The following is a 22,043-nucleotide window of genomic DNA, read 5'->3' as shown; positions in this document are numbered from 1 at the left end:
GGCCAGGACCTAGGATGTGCCCATGTCAGCCTCATCGCGGAAGCGGACGACCATCGTCGATGTCGCCCGGGTGGCCGGAGTGGCCATCAGCTCGGCATCGGCAGCCCTCAACGGGCGACCCGGCGTCTCCGACGCCACCCGAAAACGGATCCTCGAGGTCGCCGACGAGCTCGGCTTCGTGCCCTCCCTGAGGGGCCGCAGCCTCTCCACCGACCGCGCTTTCACCGTCGGGCTCGTCGTCCAGCGTGAGATCGACGTCCTCGAGGCCGACCCGTTCTTCGGGGCCTTCATCGGTGGCATCGAGGAGGTCCTCGCGCCGCGCGGGTACGCCCTCGTGCTCCAGGTGAGCACGGGCGAGAGGGAGACCATCGAGCGTTACCGCATGCTCGCGCTCAATCGCCGGGTCGACGGGGTCTTCGTCAACGAGTTGCGCATCGACGACCCCCGCGTCGCCCTCGCGAGGGAACTCGACATGCCCGCCGTGGCGGTCAACCCCGACACCCTCCTGCCCCTGCCCAGCGTCCGCCAGGACGCCGTCGCCCCGATGCAGGAGCTCACCGGGTTGCTCATCGACCAGGGGCACCGATCCATCGCCCACGTGGCCGGCCCCCCGGAGTTCGTGCACTCCCGTTCCCGGCACAGGGCGTGGGAGGAGACGATGGCCGCTGCCGGCCTGGACACCGGCAGGGTCGTCGAGGGCGACTTCAGCTACCGGGGCGGCCAGGCGGCCGCGCGGCAGCTCATGACCGCGCCCGACCGTCCCACGGGGGTCGTCTGCGCGAATGACCTCATGGCGGTCGGGTTCATCAGGGAGTGCCAGGACCTCGGGTTGGACGTGCCCGGCGACGTCTCGGTGACGGGGTACGACGGCATCGCCCTGGGCACCTACATCCGTCCCACACTGACCACGGCCCGCACGAGTCCCCGCCGCCTGGCCGCCGAGGCCGCGAGGGTGCTGCTGGAGACCATCGACGGGGGTGCGCCCGTGGACCGCGAGATCCCCCCCGCCGAGATCGTCCTGGGTGAGTCCACGGCCCCCGCGCGCGCCGCTGGCAGGATGTGATCCATTCGTAACTTCGGTGGGTGGCACCCACGGGCCGCGCGGTGCTACATTCATGGTCACCGAAACGCTTCGGCTTAGACAAAGGAGTCAAGAATGCAACACAGCAACTCCCGCGCGGGACGCCTCTCGCGCACCCTGGTCGCCGGGGCCGCATCCCTCGCGATGGTGGGCACCCTGGCCGCCTGCGGAGGCGGGTCCGCCGATTCCGCGTCGGGTGAGTCCGGCGCCAGCACTGCCCCCTCGGACCTGTCGGGTTCGCTGAACATCCTCGTCTCGAGCGCCTCGGCGTCGGACGAGGCCTTCAACGCGATCACGACCGCCTTCAAGGAGAAGTACCCGAACGTCGACGCGAAGGTCACCTCGGTCCCCAACGACTCCTACCCCGCCACGAAGTCCGCGCAGCTCTCCGCGGGCTCGGTCGACATCTTCGTCGTCAAGAACTTCGTCGAGGCGCCCTCGTACGCCTCCGACTCGACCTCCGACGACGTGCTGATGGCGCAGGTGGGCGGCCTGGTCGACCTCACCGACCAGCCCTTCATGAAGAACTACACGTCCTCCGTGCTCGACGCGCAGGCCATCGACGGCAAGCAGTACGCCGTCCCCACCGGCCTGAGCTACTCCACCGGCGTCTACTACAACAAGACGATCTTCGAGGAGAACGGCCTGGAGGCCCCCACCACCTGGTCCGAGCTCCAGGACGTCATCAAGACCCTGAAGGCCAAGGACATCACCCCCTTCGGCATCGGCGGCAAGGACACCTGGCCGGCCGGTCTCGTCATGCTGGGCAACGTCGCCTCCGCCTACCCGACCCTGGAGGCCAAGCAGTCCCTGGCCGAGGGCCTGTGGACCCAGAAGGTCTCCCTCACCGACGAGGACACCCAGTCCGTCCTCGAGAAGACCCAGACGGTGTTCGACAACGCCCAGGACAACTTCTCCGGCGCCGGCTACGACGACATGCCCGCGGCCTTCGCGCGCGGTGACTTCGCGATGCTCCCCGACGGGACCTGGAACCAGCCCACCATCGACTCCGCCGTCAACGGCGCCTTCGAGTACGGCTACATCCCCTTCCCCGGCTCCGACAACGCGGCTGACAACGCCCTGCTCAACGGCAAGATCGAGCTCCAGCTCGCCGTCGCCTCGAACTCGAAGAACCAGGAGGCCGCCCTCGCGTGGCTCGACTTCTTCTCGGATCCGACCAACTACGCGACCTTCGTGAACACCGCAGGGTTCTCCCCGGCCGAGACCGGGATCGACTCCTCCGACTTCCTGAACTCGATCGCGGACTACACCGAGACCTACCAGCCCGCATGGGACCAGGTCTGGATCGCCAACAACAAGGCCGGTGACGACGCGGTGTACCCGTTCAACTACCCGGCACTCTCCCCGCTGGGCACCGACACGGCCGCCGAGGCCGCCACGGCAGCCCAGACCGCGTGGGCCGCGGGCTTCTGAACCCCGGCTGACCGATCCGACCGGTGTGGCCGGACGCGCAGGCGTCCGGCCACACCGCCTCCGACAGGAACAAGTCGTGAACACCAAGTCGTATCCATTCCCGTCTCGCGCCCCCATGCGCGCCACCTTCGGCACGGGTCTGACGGTCCTCACCGTCTTCGCCTTCGTGCCCGCGATCGCAGTGTTCTTCGTGTCCTTCACGGACCTGCGCCAGGCGATCTACCTGCCGACGAAGTGGGTGGGGCTGCAGAACTACATCGACTACTTCGGGGCCGGACACCGCGCCGACAACCTCAACGCCCTGAAGAACACCCTCGTGTTCGCCTCGGTGTCGACCATCGTCCAGATCACCCTGGCCCTGGGCATCGCCATCCTCCTGAACAACCAGCGCCTGAGGGGACGCAACCTCTACCGTGCGGTGGTCTTCATGCCCACCGTGCTCGGCGTGACGGTCACCGCCCTGATCTGGTCCCTGATGTTCAACACCTCAGGTGGCCCCGCCCAGCGCTTCCTCAGCATCTTCGGGAAGAACTCGGCATTCTTCGGTGACCAGAGCATCGCCCTCTACCTGGTGATCTTCGTCCAGGTGTGGATGGTCTGCGGCGTCTCCGTCATCATCTTCCTCTCCGGGCTCCAGGCGATCCCGCAGGAGCTCTACGAGGTCGCCGGCATCGACGGCGCCTCCGGCTGGCAGACCCTCCGGTGGGTCACCATGCCGATGCTCGCCCCGTCCGTCACCGCCAACGTCCTCCTCGGCATCGTCAACGCGATGCAGAGCTACCAGCTGACCTACGTCCTCACCGGTCCCGACAAGAAGGGCACCCAGGTGCTCTCCCTGCAGGTCTACATGCAGGCCTTCGGAGGCCGCTCGGGCACCACGCTCTCGCAGTCCCAGGGTTACGCGGCGGCCATCTCCATGGTCCAGTTCGTCCTGGTCGGGGTCATCACCCTCGTCACCCTGTGGTACCTGCGCAGAAGGGAACAGAAGTGACCACCGCACTCGACACCACGTCCGCCCCCGCGACGCAGCAGCGTCCCGGCACCGGTGCGGCGCCGGCAGCAGACCACCACCGGGTCGCCCCGCGTCGGCACTTCCGCAACGTGCCCTGGGTGTCCTACCTGTTCGTCGCCCTGCTGATGGTGATGTTCGTCTACCCGTTGCTCTACCTGCTCAACACGGCACTCAAGAGCACCGCGGAGTTCGTCTCCGACCCCGTCGGCATGGCCTCCTCCTTCGAGTGGGGCAATTTCGCGGAGGCCTGGTCGAAGGGCAACTTCGGCTCCTACTTCTTCAACACGGTCCTCTACACCGTCGCCGGAGCCGGTATCGGCACCCTGATCGCCCTCGTCATGGGCTTCCCCGTGGCCCGCGGCTACATCCGTGGGGCGAAGTTCTGGAACCTCCTCTTCGTGCTGGTCCTCTTCCTCCCCAACGCCCTCATGACGCAGTTCCAGCTGTTGCTGCGCCTGCACCTGTACAACACGCAGATCGGCTACATCCTCATGGTCGGCGTCGGTGTGGGCATCGGCCCCCTGCTCTTCAGCGGGTTCGTCACCTCGATCCCCAAGGAACTCGACGAGGCAGCCGCCCTCGACGGCGTGGGGTACTGGACCTACCTGTTCCGTTTCGTGTTCCCCCTGGCGAAGCCGGCGCTCGCGACCGTGTTCATCCTCCAGGCCGTGTGGATCTGGAACGAGATCATCCTCGCCACCGTCCTCTTCTCCGACCAGGCGAAGTTCCCGATCTCGGCAGGCCTGTTCGCCTTCAAGGGCACCTACTCCAACAACTGGCCGCTCCTGGCCGCAGCGACCCTCATCGTCGCCGCGCCCCTGGTCCTGGGGTACGTGTTCATCCAGCGCTACCTCGTCAACGGCGTCCTCGGCGCCGTCAAGGGCTGAGGACCTGGATCCCCGCCCTCCCCTTCCCGCCCGTGCAGCACCACCGACAGGAGCAACGACGCATGTCGTCCCCCATCCCCAACACCACCGCGCCCGCAGTGCCCTTCGCCCTCACCCGGGTCGGCACGCTCATGCGGCCCTCGGGCGACCCGCTCGAGGTGGACGGCGTCCTCAACCCCGCCACCGTGTGGACCCCGGACGGTCAGCTGCACCTGCTGCCCCGCCTCGTCGCCGCGGGCAACGTGTCGCGCATCGGACGTGCGCGTGTGCTCGTCGAGGGTGGGGTCCCGGTGGACGTCGTCCGTGAGGGGATCGTGCTGTCCCCCGACCGTGGGTGGGAGCACGGCACCCACCACGGTGGCGTGGAGGACCCGCGCAACACGTGGATCCCCGCGATCGGCCTCAACGTCATGACCTACGTGGCCTTCGGCCCGCTGGGTCCCCACCCCGCCCTCGCGGTCTCCGCGGACGGCCTGTCGTGGACGCGCCTGGGTCCGCTCCTGTTCGGGTACGAGGACGACCTCGACACCGACCTCAACCTCTTCCCCAACAAGGACGTCGTCTTCCTGCCCGAGCCGGTGCGGGGACCCGACGGACGCCCGTCCCTGGCGGTGCTCCACCGCCCGATGTGGGACCTCACCTTCGTGCGTCCCGACGACGCGCCCCCGCTGCCCGCGGGCGTGGAGGACGCGCGTCCCACGATCTGGATCTCCTACGTCGCGGTGGAGGACGTGCAGCGGGACCTGCGCGCCCTCACCCGCGTGTTCGGACACCGCCAGGTGACCACCCCCGCCTTCCCCTGGGAGGAGTCGAAGATCGGCGCCGGGCCGGCACCGATCCGGGTGGAGGAGGGATGGCTCCTCATCCACCACGGCGTCACCGGTGCGATCGAGGGTTCCGCCTTCACACCCCAGCAGTCGGTGCGCTACGAGGCCGGGGCCATGATCCTCGACGCCGACGACCCCTCCCGGGTCATCGCCCGCACGCCGGCGCCGCTGCTGAGCCCGGAGACCGGCGAGGAGACCGAGGGCACGGTCTCCAATGTCGTCTTCCCCACCGCCATCGAGCGGATCGAGGGCGAGGACTACGTCTTCTACGGGATGGCCGACAGCGCGATCGGCGTCGCCCGACTGGACCGCGTGCAGGCCTGAGCCGGTTCAGGGCCGATCGCGGGCCCGGGGCGGGGGCGGACCTCGTGCCCTGATCAGGACGGACCTCAGGGCCCGAACTGAGCGGACCTCGACCCCAGAACTGAGCGGACTTCGACCCCAGAACAGAGCGGACCTCGAGGGCAGAACTGAGCGGACTTCGACCCCAGAACTGAGCGGACTTCGGCGGGGTCTGGGGGGTGGGGGGTGGGGCTGGTCAGCGCAGGTGCGACATGACGAAGGCCAGCAGGTAGGAACGGGTGTTGCCGTCGTCGATGCGTTCCTCCGGCAGGGTCCGGGCGAGTTCCAGCGCCTCAGCCGCATCCTCCGCACCGGCCAGGGACCGGTACATGAGCAGCTGGTCACCGAACATCACGTCGTGGTCCTCGGCCCCCGCCAGGGCCTCCTCCAGGTTCTCCCGGATCCGCCCCGGGTCCCCGGCCAGGTAGTCGGCGACCGGGGGCGCGGGGATGACGAGGATCCCCAGCATGGCCGAGGGCTCGGGGGAGAACCAGGTCGCCCAGTCCCTCTTCCCGCCCCACTCCAGGGACACGACCGTGTGGTCGAAGCCCTCGTACACGGGGTCCGCCCGGTCGAAGTCCGTCCAGTAGGCGTCCGAGGCGTGCGCCTCCATCGACAGCATCCAGGTCGCGCGCTCCTCCAGGTCAGCCTGCCCGCGCACGCGCGCCCACAACGCCAGCCCGTTCCACGCGTTGACGGCCTCGGACACGGACTCCTGGTTGTTCCCGTCGGCGAAGGGTGCCCAGCCGGAGGCCCAGGAGTGGGACCAGTACACGTCGAAGGTCCGCAGGCGTGGCGCGAAGGTGCTGGTGCTGCCCGCGCCCACCGTCTGGGCCAGGGCGTCGATCACGGGTGCGATCTCCTGGGCCAGTTCCGGATCCCCCGCGCCCACCATGGCGGCCGCACTGAGGAAGTAGCCCAGGTGGAAGTGGGCGTCATTGGCGGTCTCGGAGCCGAAGGCGATCGCCTTGCCCACCACGAGGTGCTGGACGGGGTCGTAGGTGAAACAGCGCTCGTCCCGGGAGGAGCACCCCTCGGCCTCCGCCCAGGTCCGCAGTGCGTCGCCCACCCGGGTGCGCAGCTGCGCGGCCTCGGCGTCCATCCCGAGTTCCTCGGCGATGAGCATGAGGGAGGCCTCGCGCTGCAGGGCCTTGCCCCCGAAGTACGTGTCCGCCGGCAGCTCCCTCTCGGTGGCCGCATCGGTACGCACCTGGTCGGTGAGCTCATCCCTCTCCTCGTCCGTGAGCCGGCCGAGGTCGAGGCGGTCCAGGGCCTCCACCACCGGTGCCGTCCACTCCAGGGAGTTGCCGGAGCACGCGTGGAGAGTCCCGTTGACGGAGGGGTAGGTCCCGACCTCGGTGCCGCACGTCCCCTGGTGCGGGGCCGTGGTGAGCAGGGTCGGGGAACCGTCGGCCGTGAGGTAGTCGAGGGTGGTCCGCGCCTCCCCGTCCTGCGTCGAGTGGGTGGCGCGCGTGGAGGTCACGGGTACCGCCCCGGTGACCTCGTCGCCCGCGGTGGGGGTCAGTCCGTCCGGTGCGGCGACGAGGGCGGCGCCCTCGTCCGCGTCCAGTGGCACCGTCAGCGTCCCACCCGAGGCGCTGGCGCCTGCGGGGGCGGTGACCACCCAGGCGCGCCCGGAGGCGGAGCTGCCCACCCACTGCCCGTCCCCGCCGAGCTCCTCCCAGGACTGGGCGTGGAGCGTGAGGTCCAGGTGGGCGCGGGCGCTGAGCCCGACCACGGGGGAGCCCTCGGCGAGTGTGACGTCGAGGAGGTCCCCGCCCGTCGAGCCGTCAGCGGCCTGTCCGCGCAAGGTCAGGGTGAGGCTCGCGTCGTCGTAGCGGGTGACGAGGAAGTCCCCGGCACCCGCCTCCACCCGGATGTCGGGGGCGGCCGGACCCATGATGGTGGAGGCGGAGGTCGTGACCTCCGGGACCCCGACCTCGAACCCGTCCGTGGTGGGGGTGTAGGACAGCGGGCTGGGGAAGACGGGCTGGGCCTCCTCAGGGAAGACCAACCCGGAGAACCAGCGGTTCGTCGGGGGGACGAGGTCCTCGGCGAGCCTCAGTGCCGGAGGTGTGGCCAGGGACTCCTCGGGGAGGGCGGCGAGATCGGTGGGTGGTGCCGCCATGCTCTGGGACTCCTCGGACTGGGCGTACTCCGCACCGGCGTCCCGGCAACCGCCGAGGGCCAGGACGGCCAGGAGGGCCCCCAGTGCGAGCCGTGCGTGGAGACGGGGGGAGTCCATGGCCATCCCCTCATGATCCCAGACGCTGGAGGAAGAGGTCCAGCGTCGTGAGGGCCTCGGAGACCGCACCGTTGTCCTGCAGGTGCACCGAAGCCGTGACGGGAGTGCCCGGAGCAGTGAGCGTGGAGCTCGTCGTGGCGGCCAGTTCCTCACTGGCGATGCGCACGGTGGCCGTGGCCCACCCGTTCTCGGAGGTCACGGAGACGGCGTCGACCATGCCGGCGAACTCGGTGCGGTCCGGGAGGGTGATGGTCGCCGGGGCGCCGACGATGAGACGGGCGTAGTCGCGGGCCTCCAGTTCCATCTCGGCCTCGACGTACTGGGAGCCGGCGACGTTGATCGTGGTCACCACGGATCCCGCGCGCAGGAAACTGTCCACGCGTGTGCCGACCTCGGTGACGGTCCCGGGCTCGGTCGCGACCAGGGTGAGTTCCCCCTCGGGTGTCACCTGGCCGGGGAAGGTCGCGGCGCTCACCTCGCCCGTGGTCAGGTCGTGCTGGAGCAGGCCGGAGTGGATCGTGGCAACGGGATCGCCCGCCTCCACCACCTGGCCCTCCTTGACGTGGAGATCACGGACCGTGCCGCCGTACTCGCTGCCGATGTCGTAGGTGCCCACGGAGATCACCGCATTGGTGGAGGTCGCCTGGCTGGTCCGGCGGTTGAGCATGAGGGTGAGCCCGAGGACCATCGCCACGGTGAGCACGAGTCCGGTGAGGAGCCTGAGGCGGATTGTCCAGGTCATGGTGTGTTCCGATCGTCGAGGGCGCGTCGGCGCCGACTGGGGAAGGTCGGGGGGAGGGCAGCGGGGGCTCCCCTGCCGGGTCCGGGAGTCGGGTCCGGGAGGACCCGGGCGACCGGGGAGGGGAAGGTGCTCCGGGCGGCCCGGTGGTCCGGGTCCCGCGGACCGGACGGTGAGTCGACCGCGGGGACGGGTGGGGTGGCAACCGGGGAGTCGGTCGGGGACTCGGCCCGGGTGGCGGACCGGGAGTCCACCCACGGGGTCGCCGCCACCGGGACGGGCGGTCGGGAGGTGCCGTGACCCTGAGCGGGCAGGAGGTCCTGTCCGACCACCTGCCCCTCGGTGTCGGACAGGTCCGCGCTGGCCCTTGGGGTCGGCGCCGGTGCGGTCGCTGCCTCGCGGCGCGCGCGACGCATGCGACGTGCCTCGACGGACGCCTGGAACAGGAAGCCGAGGAAGATCAGGGTGTTGACCCCGTTCCAGACGAGGGCGAGTGCCCCGTCCGTGGTGTGGCTGAGCTTCCAGGCCCCCACCAGGCTGGTGAGGAGCAGGAATGCGGCGGTGATGATCTGGGGCAGGATGTGGGCGAAGGGCGAGGTCGCCCGTCGTCTCGACCCCGTCGCCTGCCAGGCCTGGTCCCGCGCTGTCAGAGCACTCCACAGGGCCTTGACATAGGCGGGGAAGGTCACGATGGAGAGCAGGAGGACCTCCCAGCGGAACGAGCCCATCGAGAAGAAGGCGACGAGCACCTGGGTCCCGTAGAAGCCCAGGTAGAAGATGACCCAGGTCGTCACCGAGGTGGAGGCCGCGATCGGGGCCAGGTCCAGGAAGATCTGCATCGGGGGGACGACGAGGAGCACCAGGGGCATGATCCCGGTGAAGTAGAAGGTGGAGGTCACCCCGTACTGGATGCGCTGGTCGACGGTGAGACGGCGCCGGGGGCTCCACGGGAAGTGCGTGAAGAGGAGTTCGAACCCGCCCGTCGCCCAGCGCGTCTGCTGCTTGAGGTAGGACTCGATCGTGTCCGGGGTGTCGCCCACGGCCACCGTCCGCGCGATGTAGATCGACCGCCACCCGCGCTCGTGGAGCAGGATCGAGGTCCACACGTCCTCGGACTTCGAACCCGTGTACATCCCCCCGATCTCGGTGACGGCCTCCCGGCGGAAGATGACGTTCGTCCCGACGCAGAACGCGGCGTTGAACTGGTTGCGACCGGTCTGGATGAACCGGTAGAAGACGGTCTGCATGTAGCCCGCACCGCGGGAGATGACGTTGTCCATGTTGCCGTAGACCTGGGGGCCCTGGACGAAGGCCACCGTGCGGTCCGCGAAGAAGGGGACCATCTCGGTGAGCATGTCGGGTCGTGGGACGAAGTCCGCGTCGAGGATGGCGAACAGTGGCCCCTTGGCCAGGGTCAGGGCGTAGTTGACATTGCCGGCCTTGGCGCCGTTCGAGGTGGGGCGGCGCACGTACCGGGCGCCCAGTTCCCGGGCGAGTGCCGCCACCTCGTCGCTGCGGCCGTCGTCCAGGATCCACGTGCGGTGGGCGCCCTTCATGGCCAGGGCGGCCACGACCGTGCGCCTCAGGACGTCCACCGGTTCGCCGTAGGTCGTGATGAAGACCTCGACGGTGACGGGGCGCCCACCCAGGTGCATCGGCCAGAGCTCCGGCCGGTCCTGGATGCCCTCCCGCACGATCTCCTCGGGGTCGAAGAGGTGGTTCGAGGCGTGGTGGAAGGAGCTGTCGTGCGGGTCGTAGCCGGAGGACAGGATGGTCCACATCGCCAGCAGGGCGTTGAGGATCACGACCGCCTCGGCCACGACGATGAGGAGGTAGGGGAGCATGTCCCCCCGGTGGGCGGGGTTGAGCAGGAAGGCCGCATATGCGATCACGCCCATCGTGGCCAGCAGCACGAGCGCCATGAGCGAGGGCGAGGGGCCCCGGGTGCGTGTCGTCTCCTCGTGGCGTCCGGTGAGGTCGCCCCCGTCCACGACGGCGGCGAGGGCGTCACCGGGATGGTCGTGGGCAAAGGTTCCGGTGCCCGGGCCCGGGGTCTGGCGTGCGGTCGTGGCCAGGAGCTTCTCGAAGTCCTCGAGGGTGCTCCCGCGCTCGGGTGGGGGCAGGGGGGAAGGAGAGTCGGGTGGGGTGTTCATCGGCGGGACCTCCAGGGAGGTTCGGAGGGGAGATGGGCAGTGATCTGCCGACATCGTTCGACTCCGCACCACGACCGAGGCTCGCGGCCCCCGCCGTGGCCGTCATCGGTCATCCCCGGGCCCTCCCCGCCTGGAGGTGTTCCCGGTACTGGTGCGAGGGTAGGCATGGTGGACGCTGTGGGTGGAAGCGGTATCTCGCCCCTCGGGCACCGGCGGGCCGGGTCGGGGTCGGGTCGGGCTGCGTCACGGTCCGGACCTTCGGGGGCAGGAGCGCAGGTGGGAGGCGGTTGGGACCTTGGTCCCGAGCCTCCGGGAGGTCGGGTCCGGGCAGGCGTGTGTGAATTGTTGCAATTCGTGAACGACTGTCCTCAGGGCCGTCCGTGACCCCCGAAGGGCCCGGGGTCCTGGGGAGGATTGGTGACCCGTCCGGCTCCGCCGGGGCCGCCCTCGTCCGCGTCCCTCCCGTGTCCTGCGCCCCTCGCGCCGCGCCTGTCCGCTCGCCCGCCACGCGGGGTGACGTCGCGGCGACGGACGGTCCACCCCGTCCCGTGATCGGCGAGGAGCTGGCGCACCTGGGAGGAGGTGAGCGAGAGCGTCCACTCGGGGTTCTGCGGGAGCTGCCAGCGGCGACGGTGGGCGACCACGGTGAAACCGGATCCCACGACCGTGGCGGCCAGCATGCCGACCATGTCGAGGCCCGCCTGGGAGAAGGTGACCATGACGGCCGCGGAGACCAGGGCGGGTGTGGCGTAGAGGTTGTTGCCACCGAACACCTGGGGGACGTTCCCGGCGGCCACGTCCCTGATCATGCCGCCCCCGACCGCCGTCATGATGCCCAGCAGCAGCGCCGGCATGATGCCGAAACCTGCGGAGAGCGTCTTGAGGGCCCCTGTTGCCGCCCAGCAGCCCAGCACCGTGCCGTCGGCGATGACGAGGGCGATGCGCCAGGGTCTGGAGTCCAGCTTCCAGAGCATCGCGATCCCCGCACCCACCAGGGCGGTGGCGAGGTACCAGGGATCGGTGAGTGCCACCGGCGGTCCCACCTGCAGGAGGACGTCGCGCACCATCCCCCCGCCCAGCGCCGAGATGACGGCGAGCACCGAGAAACCCACCGCGTCGAAGTGCTTGGTGCGTGCCAGCCTCCCCCCGAGGACGCCGTTGAGGAGCACGCCGATGAGGTCGATGACGCGGAAGAGGTCCGGGAGAGCGGTGTTGAGGGGTTCCAGCACGGGGGACATTGTCCGCGAGGGGCGGCCGCAGCCGCATCCCGGCTCCCCGGTGCCCGGCGTGGCTTCGCCCACTGCGTGGCGGGCGCGGGCGGCGGGGCCCTGCTCAGCCCAGGGTGGCGTCGAAGAGCAGCCCCAGGGCATAGGTGATCGAGGCCGCGCCGTAGCCGATCACCAGTTGGCGCAGGGCACGTGGCCAGGGTGACTGTCCCGACAGGACTCCCACGACCCCTCCGGTGGCGAGCAGGGCGAGGCCGACGATGACGGCCGCCACCGCGATGGCGACGTATCCGGTGAGTCCCAGCACGTAGGGGATCAGGGGGATCGCGGCGCCCACGGCGAAGAAGCAGAAGGAGCTCAGGCCTGCGCGCAGCGGTGTGCCGATCTCCTGCCCGGCCCCGTGCGTGGCGGACTCCGTGTCGCCCAGGGCGGCCCGCACCGCGATCGACCCGGACTGCTCGGTACGGGGTTGTCTGATCTGGCCGAAGACCGCGGTGGCATGGGCCCGGGCCTCGGCCTCGTCCTCGCCGCGGGCCCGGAAGACCAGGGCGAGCTCATTGGCGTCCACGTCCAACGCGGGGACGGAGCGGTGTGCCTGGGGGTCCGGCACGGAGGCGTCCAGGAGTTCGCGTTGGCTGGAGATGCTCACCCACTCACCCGCAGCCATCGACAGCGCGCCCGCCAGGAGTCCCGCGACGCCGGTGGCCAGCACCAGGTGGGGGGTCATGCCGGTGGCCGCGACACCGAGGATCAACGCGAGGTTGGAGACGAGACCGTCGTTGGCGCCGAAGACCGCGGCGCGGAAGGACCCGGCCAGTGCCTGACGGGAGCGTGCGGTGAGGCCGCGGATGACCTCGCCGTGGATGTGCTCGTCGGCGGCCATCTGCGCGGTGGCGTCGGAGTCGTGGTCGTAGGTCGTGCGCTGCTCGGCGCGCTGCGCCATGGCCAGGACGAAGACGGTGCCGAAGACGCTCGCCAGACGGGCATGGATGCGTGCGGAGATCGAGGGGCGTGGGGCGGGCTCGGAGTGGGGACCCAGGAGCTTGAGCCAGTGGGCCTCGTGCCGGCCCTCGGCGTCCGCCAGGGCGAGCAGGACCGCGCGGTCCTCGCCGCTGCGTCGGTCCGCGAGCCGCCGGTAGGTCTCCGCCTCCATCCGTTCCTCGGCCAGGTGGTGTCGCCACTTCTTGATCTGGGCGGGGGAGGGGTCGGGGAGTGCGACCGGCGGGTCGGCGGGGGACTGGCCGGGCGACCCCGTCGGGTCGCCCACGGGGTGGGACCGCGCCCTCGTCGGGTCGGCAGAAGGGGAGCGGGCCCCCGCCGGGTCGGGGGAGGGGCCGGGTGGGGCGGAGGAGGGCACGTCGTTCTCGGACACGGTGCCCACCGTGGCACCGGGTCCCGGGGGTGTCCACGAGCCGTCCCGAAGGAACGGTTTCGGGGGGCCGCAACCTCGCGGCACGGTGCGGCCCGGGCGTACGAGGGCGCTCCCGCATGTGACGAATCTGTGACCGCCCGAGGACTGCCGAGGGGTCAGTGCGTGTCCGAGTGGGCCCAGGGGTCCTCGACCTCGACCTCGACGTCGACGTACTCACCACGGGAGGGGGAACCCCCGAAGAGTCGTTCCTTGACGACGTCGGCGACACGGTCGGTGACCCTCTCGCCCTGGACGCGCACGGCGTCGGAGACGCGGTCACCGATGGAGTCGAGGGGTCGGGCCACCAGGGGGGTGCTGCGGATCCGTGTCGCTGCCGAGCGGATCGACTCGTAGCGCTCGCGGCCCGCGCGGGTGCCCAGGACGTAGCCGACGCCCAGTCCCAGGATGATGCCGGTCTTCATGCCCATGATGTGATGCCTCCCAGTCGTCCGCCCCAGACTACCGGGCGCGTGTGTCCGACGCCCGGTCCCGCGGGACGGTCCTGGTGTCCTTCCCTGCTGCCCGCCCTGTGGGCCGGTCCTCCTGTGCCCGTCCTGCGCGCGGGACTCAGACGCCCAGGACCTCGCGGAAGGACCGACGCGGGCGGGGGTGCACGCAGGAGATCCGCTCCAGGACCATGTCGTCAGTTGGCCAGGGTGTGTCCTCGGGCCAGGGCTCGTCGATGTCGCGTCCCTCGTGACCGGGGAGCATCCGGACGTGCGCGCGTCGCCAGAAGTCGAGGGAGAGGTCGCCCTCGCCCTCGGCCGCGGCGTGGAGTTCGTCGACCTCGTCGAAGGGGACGACGGCCACTGCGTCGGTGCGCACCAGGGCGCGCGGGTTGCCCGCGCCGTCACAGACGATGCCGAGTTCTCCGACCTCGGGGAGGGGTTCGCCCTCGTCCTCGTAGTCGGAGAGCGGGCCGGCGGTGGCGGTCTTGGCACCGGAGAGGACCAGGTCGAGGAGGTGGGTCGCCTGGTCCGCGGTCCAGCCGAACTGCCAGGCCGGTGGTTGGACGAGGGCCTCCGGGTTCGATCCGATGACCACGTCCAGGCGCGTGAGGCCCGTCGCCTTGCTCGCCTCCTGCCAGAACAGCTCCACGGCGTGCTCGTCGGGTGCCACTGCGTCGCCGCCGGAGTAGGCGATCTCCTCCTCGTGGAGTTCTGCGTCCACACCCGCATCCGGCGAGGAGCCCGGAAGGGGGGTGGAGTCATCGGGCGTGTTCGCTGCGGGGGAGTCGGTGTCCATGACCCCATTGTGGCGCGGGTCGCGCAGCCTGTCCCGAGGTCGCGGTGCGCGGGTGCTCCTGTGGGTGCTGCGGCGGCCCGCCCTCGTTCCCTCCTGCGGCGGCCCGCCCTCGTTCCCTCCTGCGGTGCCCTGCCCGGTCCTCCCGTGGGCACCCGGGCCGTCGGCACTGCGGACACGCGCCTCCCCCGCACGGGTCCACGGGGTCCTCGGAACGGGGATGGCGGGGCTCCCACGGGCAGTTCACCTTCGTGCACACACCGGGACTCCCCCTGCCGTTGTGGGCCCCCAGCCACTAGGTTGGATGCGTGAGTGAGGTCCGGATCCAGACCCCCCGCGGGCTGACGCTCGCGGGGACCTTCATCAACCCCGTCGACGCCCTGGATGCCGCCGTGCTCTTCTCCCATTCCTTCCTGGCGAACCGCCACTCGGGGGAGCACTTCGACCGCTTGGCCCGGGTCTACCGCGCCGCAGGCTACGCGACCCTGGAGTTCGACTACTCGGGGCACGGTGACTCCGATGACGACATCGTCACCTCCGAACACCAGGTGGAGGACCTGCGGGCGGCATCCGGTTGGTTGGTGGACCAGGGGTTCCCGCGTCAGGCCGTCCACGGTCACTCCTTCGGGGCGGTGACCGCACTCCTGGCGCGCCCGCGCGCAGCCCGGACCATGATCCTCTCGGGAGCTGTCACCGGTCCCCTCTCCTTCGACTGGGAGTCGATCTTCTCCCCGGTCCAGCTCGACGAGTTGGAGGAGCACGGCGTCACGACCATCCCCGACGACTCCCCGGGCCCGCGCCGCAACTTCACCATCTCCAAGCAGACGCTGGTGGACCTCTCCATGGTCGACACCCATCAGGTCCTCGACGGTCTGGAGACACCGGTGCTCATCATCCACGACGCCGATGACGAGCAGGTCGGTCTGGTGGAGATGACCCAGGAGAACTTCCAGCGCCTGCCCGTCGGCTCACGTGTGGAGGTGGTCCAGGGGGCACGCTTCGGTGCGGGGGAGAACCCGCGGGCACTCTCGGACCTGTCGCTGGAGTGGGTGAGGAAGTTCCTGCCGCTGGAGCACTGAGTGTCCCGGTCATTACCCCGCGTCCGACGCGATGGAGTTTCGGCAGGTCACAGGCAGTCGTCGACGGTGTCGCGCGGGTGTGGTCCGCAGATTGCCTGCCGCCGGCCACCGGCCGTCTGACGTCGGCTGCTGACTGCAGGGTGGCGGATGTCGGTCGTTCAGGCCGGGACGGCCAGGCCCTCCACCACCTCCGCGCCGGGCAGTGCCACGAGGAGGTCACCGGTGACGAAGAGCTTGGACCGCCGCAGGCCCGATCCGATGCAGGACCACCCCACCGCGACACGCTCGTCGATGAGGAGGCGCCACTCGGCGGGTACGCCGACCGGCGTGATGCCGCCGTACTCCATGCCTGAGGCCTCCACGGCGTGCTCCTGCGGCCAGAAGGAGGCCTTGCGCACGTCGAGGGTCTTCTTCACGACGTGGTTGACGTCGGCGTTGGTGGTTGCGCGCACCACGCAGGCCGCGACCCGTTCCTCCCCGGCGCGCTTGCCCGCCACGAGGATGCAGTTGGAGGAGAGTGCGAGGTCCATGCCGTAGGTCTCGGTCATGACCTCGGTGTCGGCCAGGGACGGGTCGATGGGCACCACGCGCGCGAGGTCGACCAGGGCCGGGTCGTGACCGGCCAGGGCCTTCAGCGCGTCCGCCACGGGCCGTGCGACCAGGTCGAGGTGGTCCAGCGCGGGGAGGGTCTCGAGGTGACCGATGCCGGGGATCTCGGGGTCGGACTGGGACATGGGTTCCTCCTGTGGGCGGTGTTCGCTGCTCGGTTGTCACGACCGGGGGGACCGGTCCGGCCGACGGGGCGAGTGCTCCGGGACGCCGGAGTGGGGCCCCGGAACGGGGTGCGCCCCCCGAAGGTCGCCGGCCGGACCTGGTCCGTCCTGCCGGTCCGCTCCCACGCTAGACGGAGGGGAGAGGGTGTCCCGGGGTGTGGGCCACAGTGTGGTCACCCTGTGTCCGGACCGGTCGCAGTCCCGCACCCGGCGTGGGGTGGAGTCGGGTGGGGCATCCCGCACGAGGGCGAACCCGGTCCCCACGGGGCGGTGGGATCGGGGAGGGCGGACTTCGAGGTGGCAACTGAGCGGAGCTCAGGCTCGGAGCAGGGCGGAGCATCCTCGTGCCCAGAACGGAGCGGACCTCGACCCGGGAACGGAGCGGACCTCGACCCCAGAACAGGGCGGACTTCGACCCGGGAACGGAGCGGACTTCGACCCCAGAACAGAGCGGACTTCGCGGAGGGGGTGTTACCGAATCGTGTCCCTGCGAATGTGACGTCCAGCGGGTGAGTGTGGCACCATTGACTCAACCCGCTGAGAGCGCTCTCGCATCCGGGTTCTGCACGAGTGGTCCGCGAGGTCGCGGACCTCCCGCCCAGCGATCCCACACACGAAGGAGCAGTTGTGAAAACCAGAACGATCATGGGCACCGTCGGCATCGCCGCCGTCAGCGCCCTGGTGCTCGGAGCCTGCTCGTCCGGCTCCGCCCAGTCCGGCGAGTCGGGGGAGTCGGGATCGGCCGACGGAGACATCACCCTGACCGTCGCCACCTTCAACGAGTTCGGCTACGACGACCTCTACCAGGAGTACATGGACTCCCACCCGGGCATCAAGGTCGTCGAGAAGAAGGCCGCCACCTCCAACGAGGCCCGCGACAACATGAACACCCGCCTGGCCGCGGGTTCCGGCCTCTCCGACATCGAGGCCATCGAGGTCGACTGGCTGCCCGAGCTCGCGCAGTACCCGGACGAGTTCACGGACCTGACCTCCGACGAGACGAACGGCCGCTGGCTCGACTGGAAGACGGAGGCCGCCACCGTCGACGGCAAGCTCATCGGGTACGGCACCGACATCGGGCCCGAGGCCATCTGCTACCGCGCCGACCTCTTCGAGAAGGCCGGGCTGCCCACAGACCGCGACGAGGTCGCCTCCCTCCTCGATGGTGGATGGGACAAGTACTTCGAGGTCGGCAAGGACTTCGTGTCCAAGACCGACATCCCCTGGTACGACGGGGCCACGGCCACCTACCAGGGCATGATCAACCAGGTGAAGAACCCCTTCGAGCAGGACGACAACACGGTCATCCCGCTCAAGGACAACACCGAGATCAAGGGCGTCTACGACGACGTCCTGACGGCTTCCGTCGACGACAACCTCTCCGCCCACCTCTCCCAGTGGTCCGAGGACTGGGTCAACGCCTTCCAGAAGGACGGCTTCGCGACCATGCTCTGCCCGCCGTGGATGCTCGGCGTCATCGAGGGCAACGCCGCCGGCGTCACCGGCTGGGACGTCGCCCCGGTCTTCCCCGGTGGTGGCGGCAACTGGGGTGGCTCCTACCTGACGGTGCCCGCACAGGGCGACCACCCGGAGGAGGCCAAGGAGCTGGCCGCATGGCTGACCGCTCCCGAGCAGCAGATCAAGGCCTTCAAGACCAAGGGCACCTTCCCCTCGCAGGTGGAGGCCCTGGACGATCCGGAGCTCCTCGACTACACGAATGAGTTCTTCAACAACGCCCCCGTCGGGAAGATCTACTCCGAGCGCGCCAAGGCAGTGACGGTCCAGCCGCACAAGGGCCCGAACTTCTTCGCGATCACGACGATCGTGACGGACGCGATGACGCGTGTCGACGTCGACAAGACGGATGACGCCGCCTCCTCGTGGGACAAGGCCCTCACCGAGTTCGACCAGCTCGGCCTCGAGTGAGACCACGGTGGGCCGGGACCGCGAGGTCCCGGCCCACCGGATCCGCCCTCGTCAGCACTGCCACACCGGGAGACCGGACACCGAAGGACCACACACCATGACCACCACGACCGCTGCCGCGCAGCCCACCTGGAAGGACAGGTTGGGACGCGCCGAGTACCGCTGGTCCCCCTACCTCTACATCGCCCCGTTCTTCGTGGTCTTCGCGATCACCGGGCTCTACCCCCTCCTCTACACGGCCTGGGTGTCGCTGCACAAGTGGCACCTGATCGGCGGTGAGCAGGGATTCGTCGGGATGCAGAACTACGTCGACGTGGTCCAGCAGCCGACCTTCTGGATCGCCCTGCGCAACACCTTCTCGATCTTCCTGCTCTCCTCGGTGCCCCAGATCATCGTGGCGGTGTTCATCGCCTGGATCCTCGACTCCAACCTGCGGGCCAAGACCTTCTGGCGCATGGGTGTCCTGCTGCCCTACGTCGTCGCCCCCGTGGCGGTGTCGATGATCTTCACGAAGGTCTTCGCCGACCAGTCCGGCATGGCGAACACCCTGCTCGGGATGATCGGTGTCGACCCCATCGGCTGGCACGCGAACGCCTTCGCCTCCCACATCGCGATCGCGAACATGGTGAACTTCCGCTGGACGGGCTACAACGCCCTGATCCTCCTGGCAGCCATGCAGGCGATCCCCCAGGAACTCTACGAGGCCGCCACCGTGGACGGCGCGGGCCGACTGCGCCAGTTCTTCTCGGTGACCATCCCGCAGCTGCGCTCCACCATCATCTTCGTCGTCATCACCTCCACCATCGGTGGCCTGCAGATCTTCGACGAGCCCCGCATGTTCGACACCATGGGCAACGGCGGCGCGGACAAGCAGTGGTTGACCCTGACCATGTACCTCTACCAACTGGGCTGGGGGCCCCAGAAGAGCTTCGGGCGGGCCGCGGCCATCGCCTGGATCCTCTTCCTCATCATCATCCTCATCGGGATGATCAACTTCGCGATCACGCAGCGCATCGCCACCTCCGGCGGGGACCGGCGTCGTGGGCGTGGGCGTGGGGGACGCGGACGGGGGCGGGGCGGCTCCTCCGCAGGTGAGGGCTCCACGCCCCTGCCGACGCCGGCCCCGCAGACGGGACTGGACGTCACCCCCGGCGCCGTCCTCGTCGATGACGGGAAGGAACAGCGATGAGCACCACCACCAACTCCCCCTCGGTGGCCATGACCGAGCAGCGCGCCGGCAAGGGCGCGGCGCGTGCCGCCCGACGCAGGCTCGAGCGGGACAACCGGCGTCGTTCGGCCCGCGTGGAGCACCGCTCCTTCGGCGTCAACCGTCGGCCCGGGTGGGTCACCTACGTGATCCTCACCGTGGCCCTGCTGGTCTCCGCCTACCCGCTGTGGTTCGCCCTCCAGCTGGCCTCCTCCACGGCGGCCGACATCGCGCGCAACCCGATCCCCCCACTGTTCCTGCAGGGGCACCTGGTGGAGAACATCCAGCGCGTGCTCAACTCCGACATCGACTTCCTCGGGGCGTTCGTCAACTCCGTCATCGTCTCCACCGTGGTGTCCCTGTCGGTGGTGTTCTTCTCCACCCTCGCCGGCTACGCCTTCTCGAAGCTGCGCTTCCGGGGTCGCGACGGACTGCTGACCTTCGTCATCGCCACCATGGCGGTGCCCGCCCAGCTGGGCGTGGTGCCCCTGTTCATCGTCATGGCGAAACTGGGGTGGACCGGTGAGCTGGTCTCGGTCATCGTGCCCGGCATGGTCTCCGCCTTCGGGGTGTTCTGGATGACCCAGTACATCCGCGACGCGCTGCCCACCGAACTCATCGAGGCGGCGCGTGTGGACGGGGCCTCCATGTTCCGCACGTTCTGGTCGGTGGCCCTGCCCTCGGCGAGGCCTGCGGCCGCGATGCTCGCGCTGTTCACCTTCGTGGGTTCCTGGACCAACTTCTTCTGGCCCTTCATCGTGCTGGGTGCCAAGAACCCGACCCTGCCCGTGGCCCTGCAGTTGCTGCAGGCCTCCTACTTCAAGGACTACTCGCTGATCATGGCGGGCGTGGTGGTGGCGACCGTGCCGCTGCTGGCCCTCTTCGTCCTCGCCGGACGCCACCTGGTGTCGGGCATCATGCAAGGAGCTGTCAAGGGATGACCACACTGACCTTCCCCGAGGGATTCCGCTGGGGTGCTGCCACCGCCGCCGCCCAGATCGAGGGCGCGGGGCACGAGGGCGGGAAGGGTGACTCCATCTGGGACACCTTCTGCCGTGAGCCCGGCACGATCATCGACGGGTCCGACATCGAGGTCGCCTGCGACCACTACCACCGGGTTCCCCAGGACGTGGCCCTCATGCAGGACCTCGCTCTGGGCACCTACCGCTTCTCGGTGTCCTGGGCGCGGGTCATGCCCGACGGGCACACCCTCAACCCCGAGGGCCTGGACTTCTACGAGTCCCTCGTTGACCAGCTGCTGGCAGCTGGGATCCGCCCCTGGCTGACGCTGTACCACTGGGACCTGCCCCAACCCCTCCAGGACAGGGGCGGGTGGACGGAGCGCGCCACCGCACAGGCCTTCGCCGAGTACGCCCGGACGGTCTACCGGCGCCTGGGGGCGAAGGTGGACACCTGGACGACGCTGAACGAACCGTGGTGTTCCTCCCTGCTGTCCTACGCGTGCGGCGAGCACGCCCCCGGGCACACCAGCCCGGAGGAGGCGGTCGCCGCCGTCCACCACCTGCTCCTGGCCCACGGCCTGGCCGTGCGCGCCATCCGCGAGGAGGCACAGGCACGCAGCGAGCAGCCCCGTGTGGGGATCACGCTGAACTTCTCCACCGTCCACGCGTGCGACCCCACCGACGAGGGCGATCTCGATGCGGCGCGCCGCATCGACGGCCTCGCGAACCGGCTGTTCCTCGACCCGATCTTCCGCGGTGAGTACCCAGCGGACGTCGTGGAGGACATGCGCGCCGAGGCCGACATCCTGGCCTCGGTGGAGCCGGGGGACCTGGAGGTCATCAGCTCACCGATCGACGTGCTCGGCGTGAACTTCTACAACGGGCAGCAGGTGGCGGCCCCCGTGCCGGGGGAAGCACCGGCCGTGGAGTGGCGCAACGGCGCGGGCCTGCTGCGACGCTCCCCCAACGTGGGCTCCGAGGGGGTGCGCATGGTGCCCCGCGACCTTCCCCACACGGCAATGGGCTGGGAGGTGGACGCCGAGGACCTGCGTCTGCTGCTCGTCCGACTGCACCGGGAGTACACGGGGCCCGTGGGCGTCCCGCTGGTCATCACGGAGAACGGGGCGGCCTACGAGGACCACCCGGACGCCGCGGGCTTCGTGGACGATTCCGCCGACCGCCTGGCCTACGTGCGCGACCACCTGGCTGCGGTCCACGCCGCCATCCAGGAAGGGGCGGACGTCCGTGGCTACCTCGTGTGGTCCCTGACGGACAACTTCGAGTGGGCCTGGGGCTACACCAGGCGCTTCGGGATCGTCCGGGTGGACTTCACGACGCAGCAGCGCACGCCGAAGGCCTCCGCGCTGTGGTACCGCGACGTCGCCCTCGCCAATGCGGTGGAGGTGGACTGAGGGAGCACCGGGACGCCCACGACCCCTGAGGCACGCCTCCCCGGACCCGTGAGGCACGCTGTGCGGACGGTGGGGCGCCGGGACG

General features: G+C 69.8%; 18 protein-coding genes. 10 read left to right on the top strand and 8 right to left on the bottom strand.

The window, feature by feature from the left end; translation table 11 throughout:
• Window positions 1-22 precede the first annotated feature (22 nt).
• The 5 genes from BQ9890_RS10165 to BQ9890_RS10145 all read left to right on the top strand — a co-directional run bounded on the left by BQ9890_RS10165 (window position 23) and on the right by BQ9890_RS10145 (window position 5,565).
• Window positions 23-1,063, top strand: coding sequence for a LacI family DNA-binding transcriptional regulator (locus tag BQ9890_RS10165; RefSeq protein ID WP_075891295.1), 1,041 nt, complete (start codon window positions 23-25; stop codon window positions 1,061-1,063).
• Between the two features lie 93 nt (window positions 1,064-1,156).
• Window positions 1,157-2,515, top strand: coding sequence for an ABC transporter substrate-binding protein (locus BQ9890_RS10160; protein ID WP_075891293.1), 1,359 nt, complete (start codon window positions 1,157-1,159; stop codon window positions 2,513-2,515).
• Window positions 2,516-2,591: 76 nt separating this feature from the next.
• Window positions 2,592-3,506 carry a carbohydrate ABC transporter permease gene (locus BQ9890_RS10155; protein WP_230297898.1) on the top strand — a complete coding sequence of 305 codons (915 nt, stop codon included), beginning with the start codon at window positions 2,592-2,594 and terminating at the stop codon, window positions 3,504-3,506.
• A complete protein-coding gene (locus BQ9890_RS10150) occupies window positions 3,503-4,414 on the top strand; it encodes a carbohydrate ABC transporter permease (protein WP_230297897.1) in 912 nt (303 codons plus the stop codon). The genes BQ9890_RS10155 and BQ9890_RS10150 overlap by 4 nt, the downstream gene beginning before the upstream one ends.
• Before the next feature lie 62 nt (window positions 4,415-4,476).
• Window positions 4,477-5,565, top strand: a complete 1,089-nt coding sequence (locus tag BQ9890_RS10145; RefSeq protein ID WP_075891289.1) for a glycoside hydrolase family 130 protein — start codon at window positions 4,477-4,479, stop codon at window positions 5,563-5,565.
• A gap of 214 nt (window positions 5,566-5,779) precedes the next feature.
• Here the strand turns inward: BQ9890_RS10145 and BQ9890_RS10140 are convergent, their stop codons facing one another.
• From BQ9890_RS10140 to BQ9890_RS10110, 7 genes are all read right to left on the bottom strand, one after another.
• Entirely contained in the window at window positions 5,780-7,834 is a 2,055-nt protein-coding gene (locus BQ9890_RS10140) for a glycosyl hydrolase (RefSeq protein ID WP_078062371.1), read from the bottom strand.
• Between the two features lie 4 nt (window positions 7,835-7,838).
• The gene (locus BQ9890_RS10135; RefSeq protein ID WP_075891287.1) at window positions 7,839-8,570 is read right to left on the bottom strand and encodes an HlyD family efflux transporter periplasmic adaptor subunit; all 732 of its coding nucleotides are present in this window, start codon (window positions 8,568-8,570) and stop codon (window positions 7,839-7,841) included.
• Window positions 8,567-10,720, bottom strand: a complete 2,154-nt coding sequence (locus BQ9890_RS10130) for a glycosyltransferase family 2 protein (protein WP_075891285.1) — start codon at window positions 10,718-10,720, stop codon at window positions 8,567-8,569. The genes BQ9890_RS10135 and BQ9890_RS10130 overlap by 4 nt, the downstream gene beginning before the upstream one ends.
• A gap of 368 nt (window positions 10,721-11,088) precedes the next feature.
• Window positions 11,089-11,958, bottom strand: a complete 870-nt coding sequence (locus BQ9890_RS10125; RefSeq protein ID WP_195907660.1) for a trimeric intracellular cation channel family protein — start codon at window positions 11,956-11,958, stop codon at window positions 11,089-11,091.
• 94 nt (window positions 11,959-12,052) lie between these two features.
• Window positions 12,053-13,099, bottom strand: coding sequence for a VIT1/CCC1 transporter family protein (locus BQ9890_RS10120; protein ID WP_143226438.1), 1,047 nt, complete (start codon window positions 13,097-13,099; stop codon window positions 12,053-12,055).
• A gap of 374 nt (window positions 13,100-13,473) precedes the next feature.
• Window positions 13,474-13,785 carry a protoporphyrinogen oxidase gene (locus BQ9890_RS10115; RefSeq protein ID WP_075891283.1) on the bottom strand — a complete coding sequence of 104 codons (312 nt, stop codon included), beginning with the start codon at window positions 13,783-13,785 and terminating at the stop codon, window positions 13,474-13,476.
• 139 nt (window positions 13,786-13,924) lie between these two features.
• Entirely contained in the window at window positions 13,925-14,602 is a 678-nt protein-coding gene (locus BQ9890_RS10110; protein WP_078062370.1) for an ASCH domain-containing protein, read from the bottom strand.
• A 305-nt stretch (window positions 14,603-14,907) separates the two neighbouring features.
• Between BQ9890_RS10110 and BQ9890_RS10105 the strand changes: the two genes are divergently transcribed.
• Window positions 14,908-15,678: an alpha/beta hydrolase family protein gene (locus BQ9890_RS10105; protein WP_075891281.1), complete on the top strand. Its 771-nt coding sequence runs from the start codon at window positions 14,908-14,910 to the stop codon at window positions 15,676-15,678.
• A gap of 158 nt (window positions 15,679-15,836) precedes the next feature.
• On the opposite strand, the gene BQ9890_RS10100 is transcribed toward BQ9890_RS10105, so the two are convergent.
• Complete coding sequence (locus tag BQ9890_RS10100; RefSeq protein WP_075891279.1) at window positions 15,837-16,412, bottom strand: YbaK/EbsC family protein; 576 nt, start codon at window positions 16,410-16,412, stop codon at window positions 15,837-15,839.
• Between the two features lie 666 nt (window positions 16,413-17,078).
• On the opposite strand from BQ9890_RS10100, the gene BQ9890_RS10095 reads away from it, so the two are divergent.
• The 4 genes from BQ9890_RS10095 to BQ9890_RS10080 all read left to right on the top strand — a co-directional run bounded on the left by BQ9890_RS10095 (window position 17,079) and on the right by BQ9890_RS10080 (window position 21,958).
• Window positions 17,079-18,377 carry an ABC transporter substrate-binding protein gene (locus BQ9890_RS10095; protein WP_230297896.1) on the top strand — a complete coding sequence of 433 codons (1,299 nt, stop codon included), beginning with the start codon at window positions 17,079-17,081 and terminating at the stop codon, window positions 18,375-18,377.
• A gap of 97 nt (window positions 18,378-18,474) precedes the next feature.
• On the top strand, window positions 18,475-19,566 hold the full coding sequence (locus tag BQ9890_RS10090; RefSeq protein WP_143226305.1) for a carbohydrate ABC transporter permease: 1,092 nt from the start codon (window positions 18,475-18,477) through the stop codon (window positions 19,564-19,566).
• Entirely contained in the window at window positions 19,563-20,525 is a 963-nt protein-coding gene (locus BQ9890_RS10085; protein WP_075891275.1) for a carbohydrate ABC transporter permease, read from the top strand. Before BQ9890_RS10090 ends, BQ9890_RS10085 begins: the two co-directional genes overlap by 4 nt.
• Window positions 20,522-21,958 (top strand): GH1 family beta-glucosidase, encoded by a 1,437-nt coding sequence (locus tag BQ9890_RS10080; protein ID WP_075891273.1) that lies wholly within the window; start codon window positions 20,522-20,524, stop codon window positions 21,956-21,958. Before BQ9890_RS10085 ends, BQ9890_RS10080 begins: the two co-directional genes overlap by 4 nt.
• Window positions 21,959-22,043: the final 85 nt, after the last annotated feature.

The sequence above is a fragment of the Actinomyces provencensis genome (assembly GCF_900155435.1).
Taxonomy (GTDB): domain Bacteria; phylum Actinomycetota; class Actinomycetes; order Actinomycetales; family Actinomycetaceae; genus Pauljensenia; species Pauljensenia provencensis.
The sequence above is the reverse complement of the archived record's forward strand: the minus strand, read 5'-3'. Positions and strand labels throughout refer to the sequence as shown.

What these genes read in the sequence shown, in the direction of transcription:
- BQ9890_RS10165 (WP_075891295.1), top strand. Translation starts at nt 23, where the DNA reads ATGTCAGCCTCATCGCGGAAGCGGACGACCATCGTCGATGTCGCCCGG.
- BQ9890_RS10160 (WP_075891293.1), top strand. Translation starts at nt 1,157, where the DNA reads ATGCAACACAGCAACTCCCGCGCGGGACGCCTCTCGCGCACCCTGGTC.
- BQ9890_RS10145 (WP_075891289.1), top strand. Translation starts at nt 4,477, where the DNA reads ATGTCGTCCCCCATCCCCAACACCACCGCGCCCGCAGTGCCCTTCGCC.
- BQ9890_RS10140 (WP_078062371.1), bottom strand. Translation starts at nt 7,834, where the DNA reads ATGGCCATGGACTCCCCCCGTCTCCACGCACGGCTCGCACTGGGGGCC.
- BQ9890_RS10135 (WP_075891287.1), bottom strand. Translation starts at nt 8,570, where the DNA reads ATGACCTGGACAATCCGCCTCAGGCTCCTCACCGGACTCGTGCTCACC.
- BQ9890_RS10130 (WP_075891285.1), bottom strand. Translation starts at nt 10,720, where the DNA reads ATGAACACCCCACCCGACTCTCCTTCCCCCCTGCCCCCACCCGAGCGC.
- BQ9890_RS10125 (WP_195907660.1), bottom strand. Translation starts at nt 11,958, where the DNA reads ATGTCCCCCGTGCTGGAACCCCTCAACACCGCTCTCCCGGACCTCTTC.
- BQ9890_RS10120 (WP_143226438.1), bottom strand. Translation starts at nt 13,099, where the DNA reads ATGGAGGCGGAGACCTACCGGCGGCTCGCGGACCGACGCAGCGGCGAG.
- BQ9890_RS10115 (WP_075891283.1), bottom strand. Translation starts at nt 13,785, where the DNA reads ATGGGCATGAAGACCGGCATCATCCTGGGACTGGGCGTCGGCTACGTC.
- BQ9890_RS10110 (WP_078062370.1), bottom strand. Translation starts at nt 14,602, where the DNA reads ATGGACACCGACTCCCCCGCAGCGAACACGCCCGATGACTCCACCCCC.
- BQ9890_RS10100 (WP_075891279.1), bottom strand. Translation starts at nt 16,412, where the DNA reads ATGTCCCAGTCCGACCCCGAGATCCCCGGCATCGGTCACCTCGAGACC.
- BQ9890_RS10090 (WP_143226305.1), top strand. Translation starts at nt 18,475, where the DNA reads ATGACCACCACGACCGCTGCCGCGCAGCCCACCTGGAAGGACAGGTTG.
- BQ9890_RS10085 (WP_075891275.1), top strand. Translation starts at nt 19,563, where the DNA reads ATGAGCACCACCACCAACTCCCCCTCGGTGGCCATGACCGAGCAGCGC.
- BQ9890_RS10080 (WP_075891273.1), top strand. Translation starts at nt 20,522, where the DNA reads ATGACCACACTGACCTTCCCCGAGGGATTCCGCTGGGGTGCTGCCACC.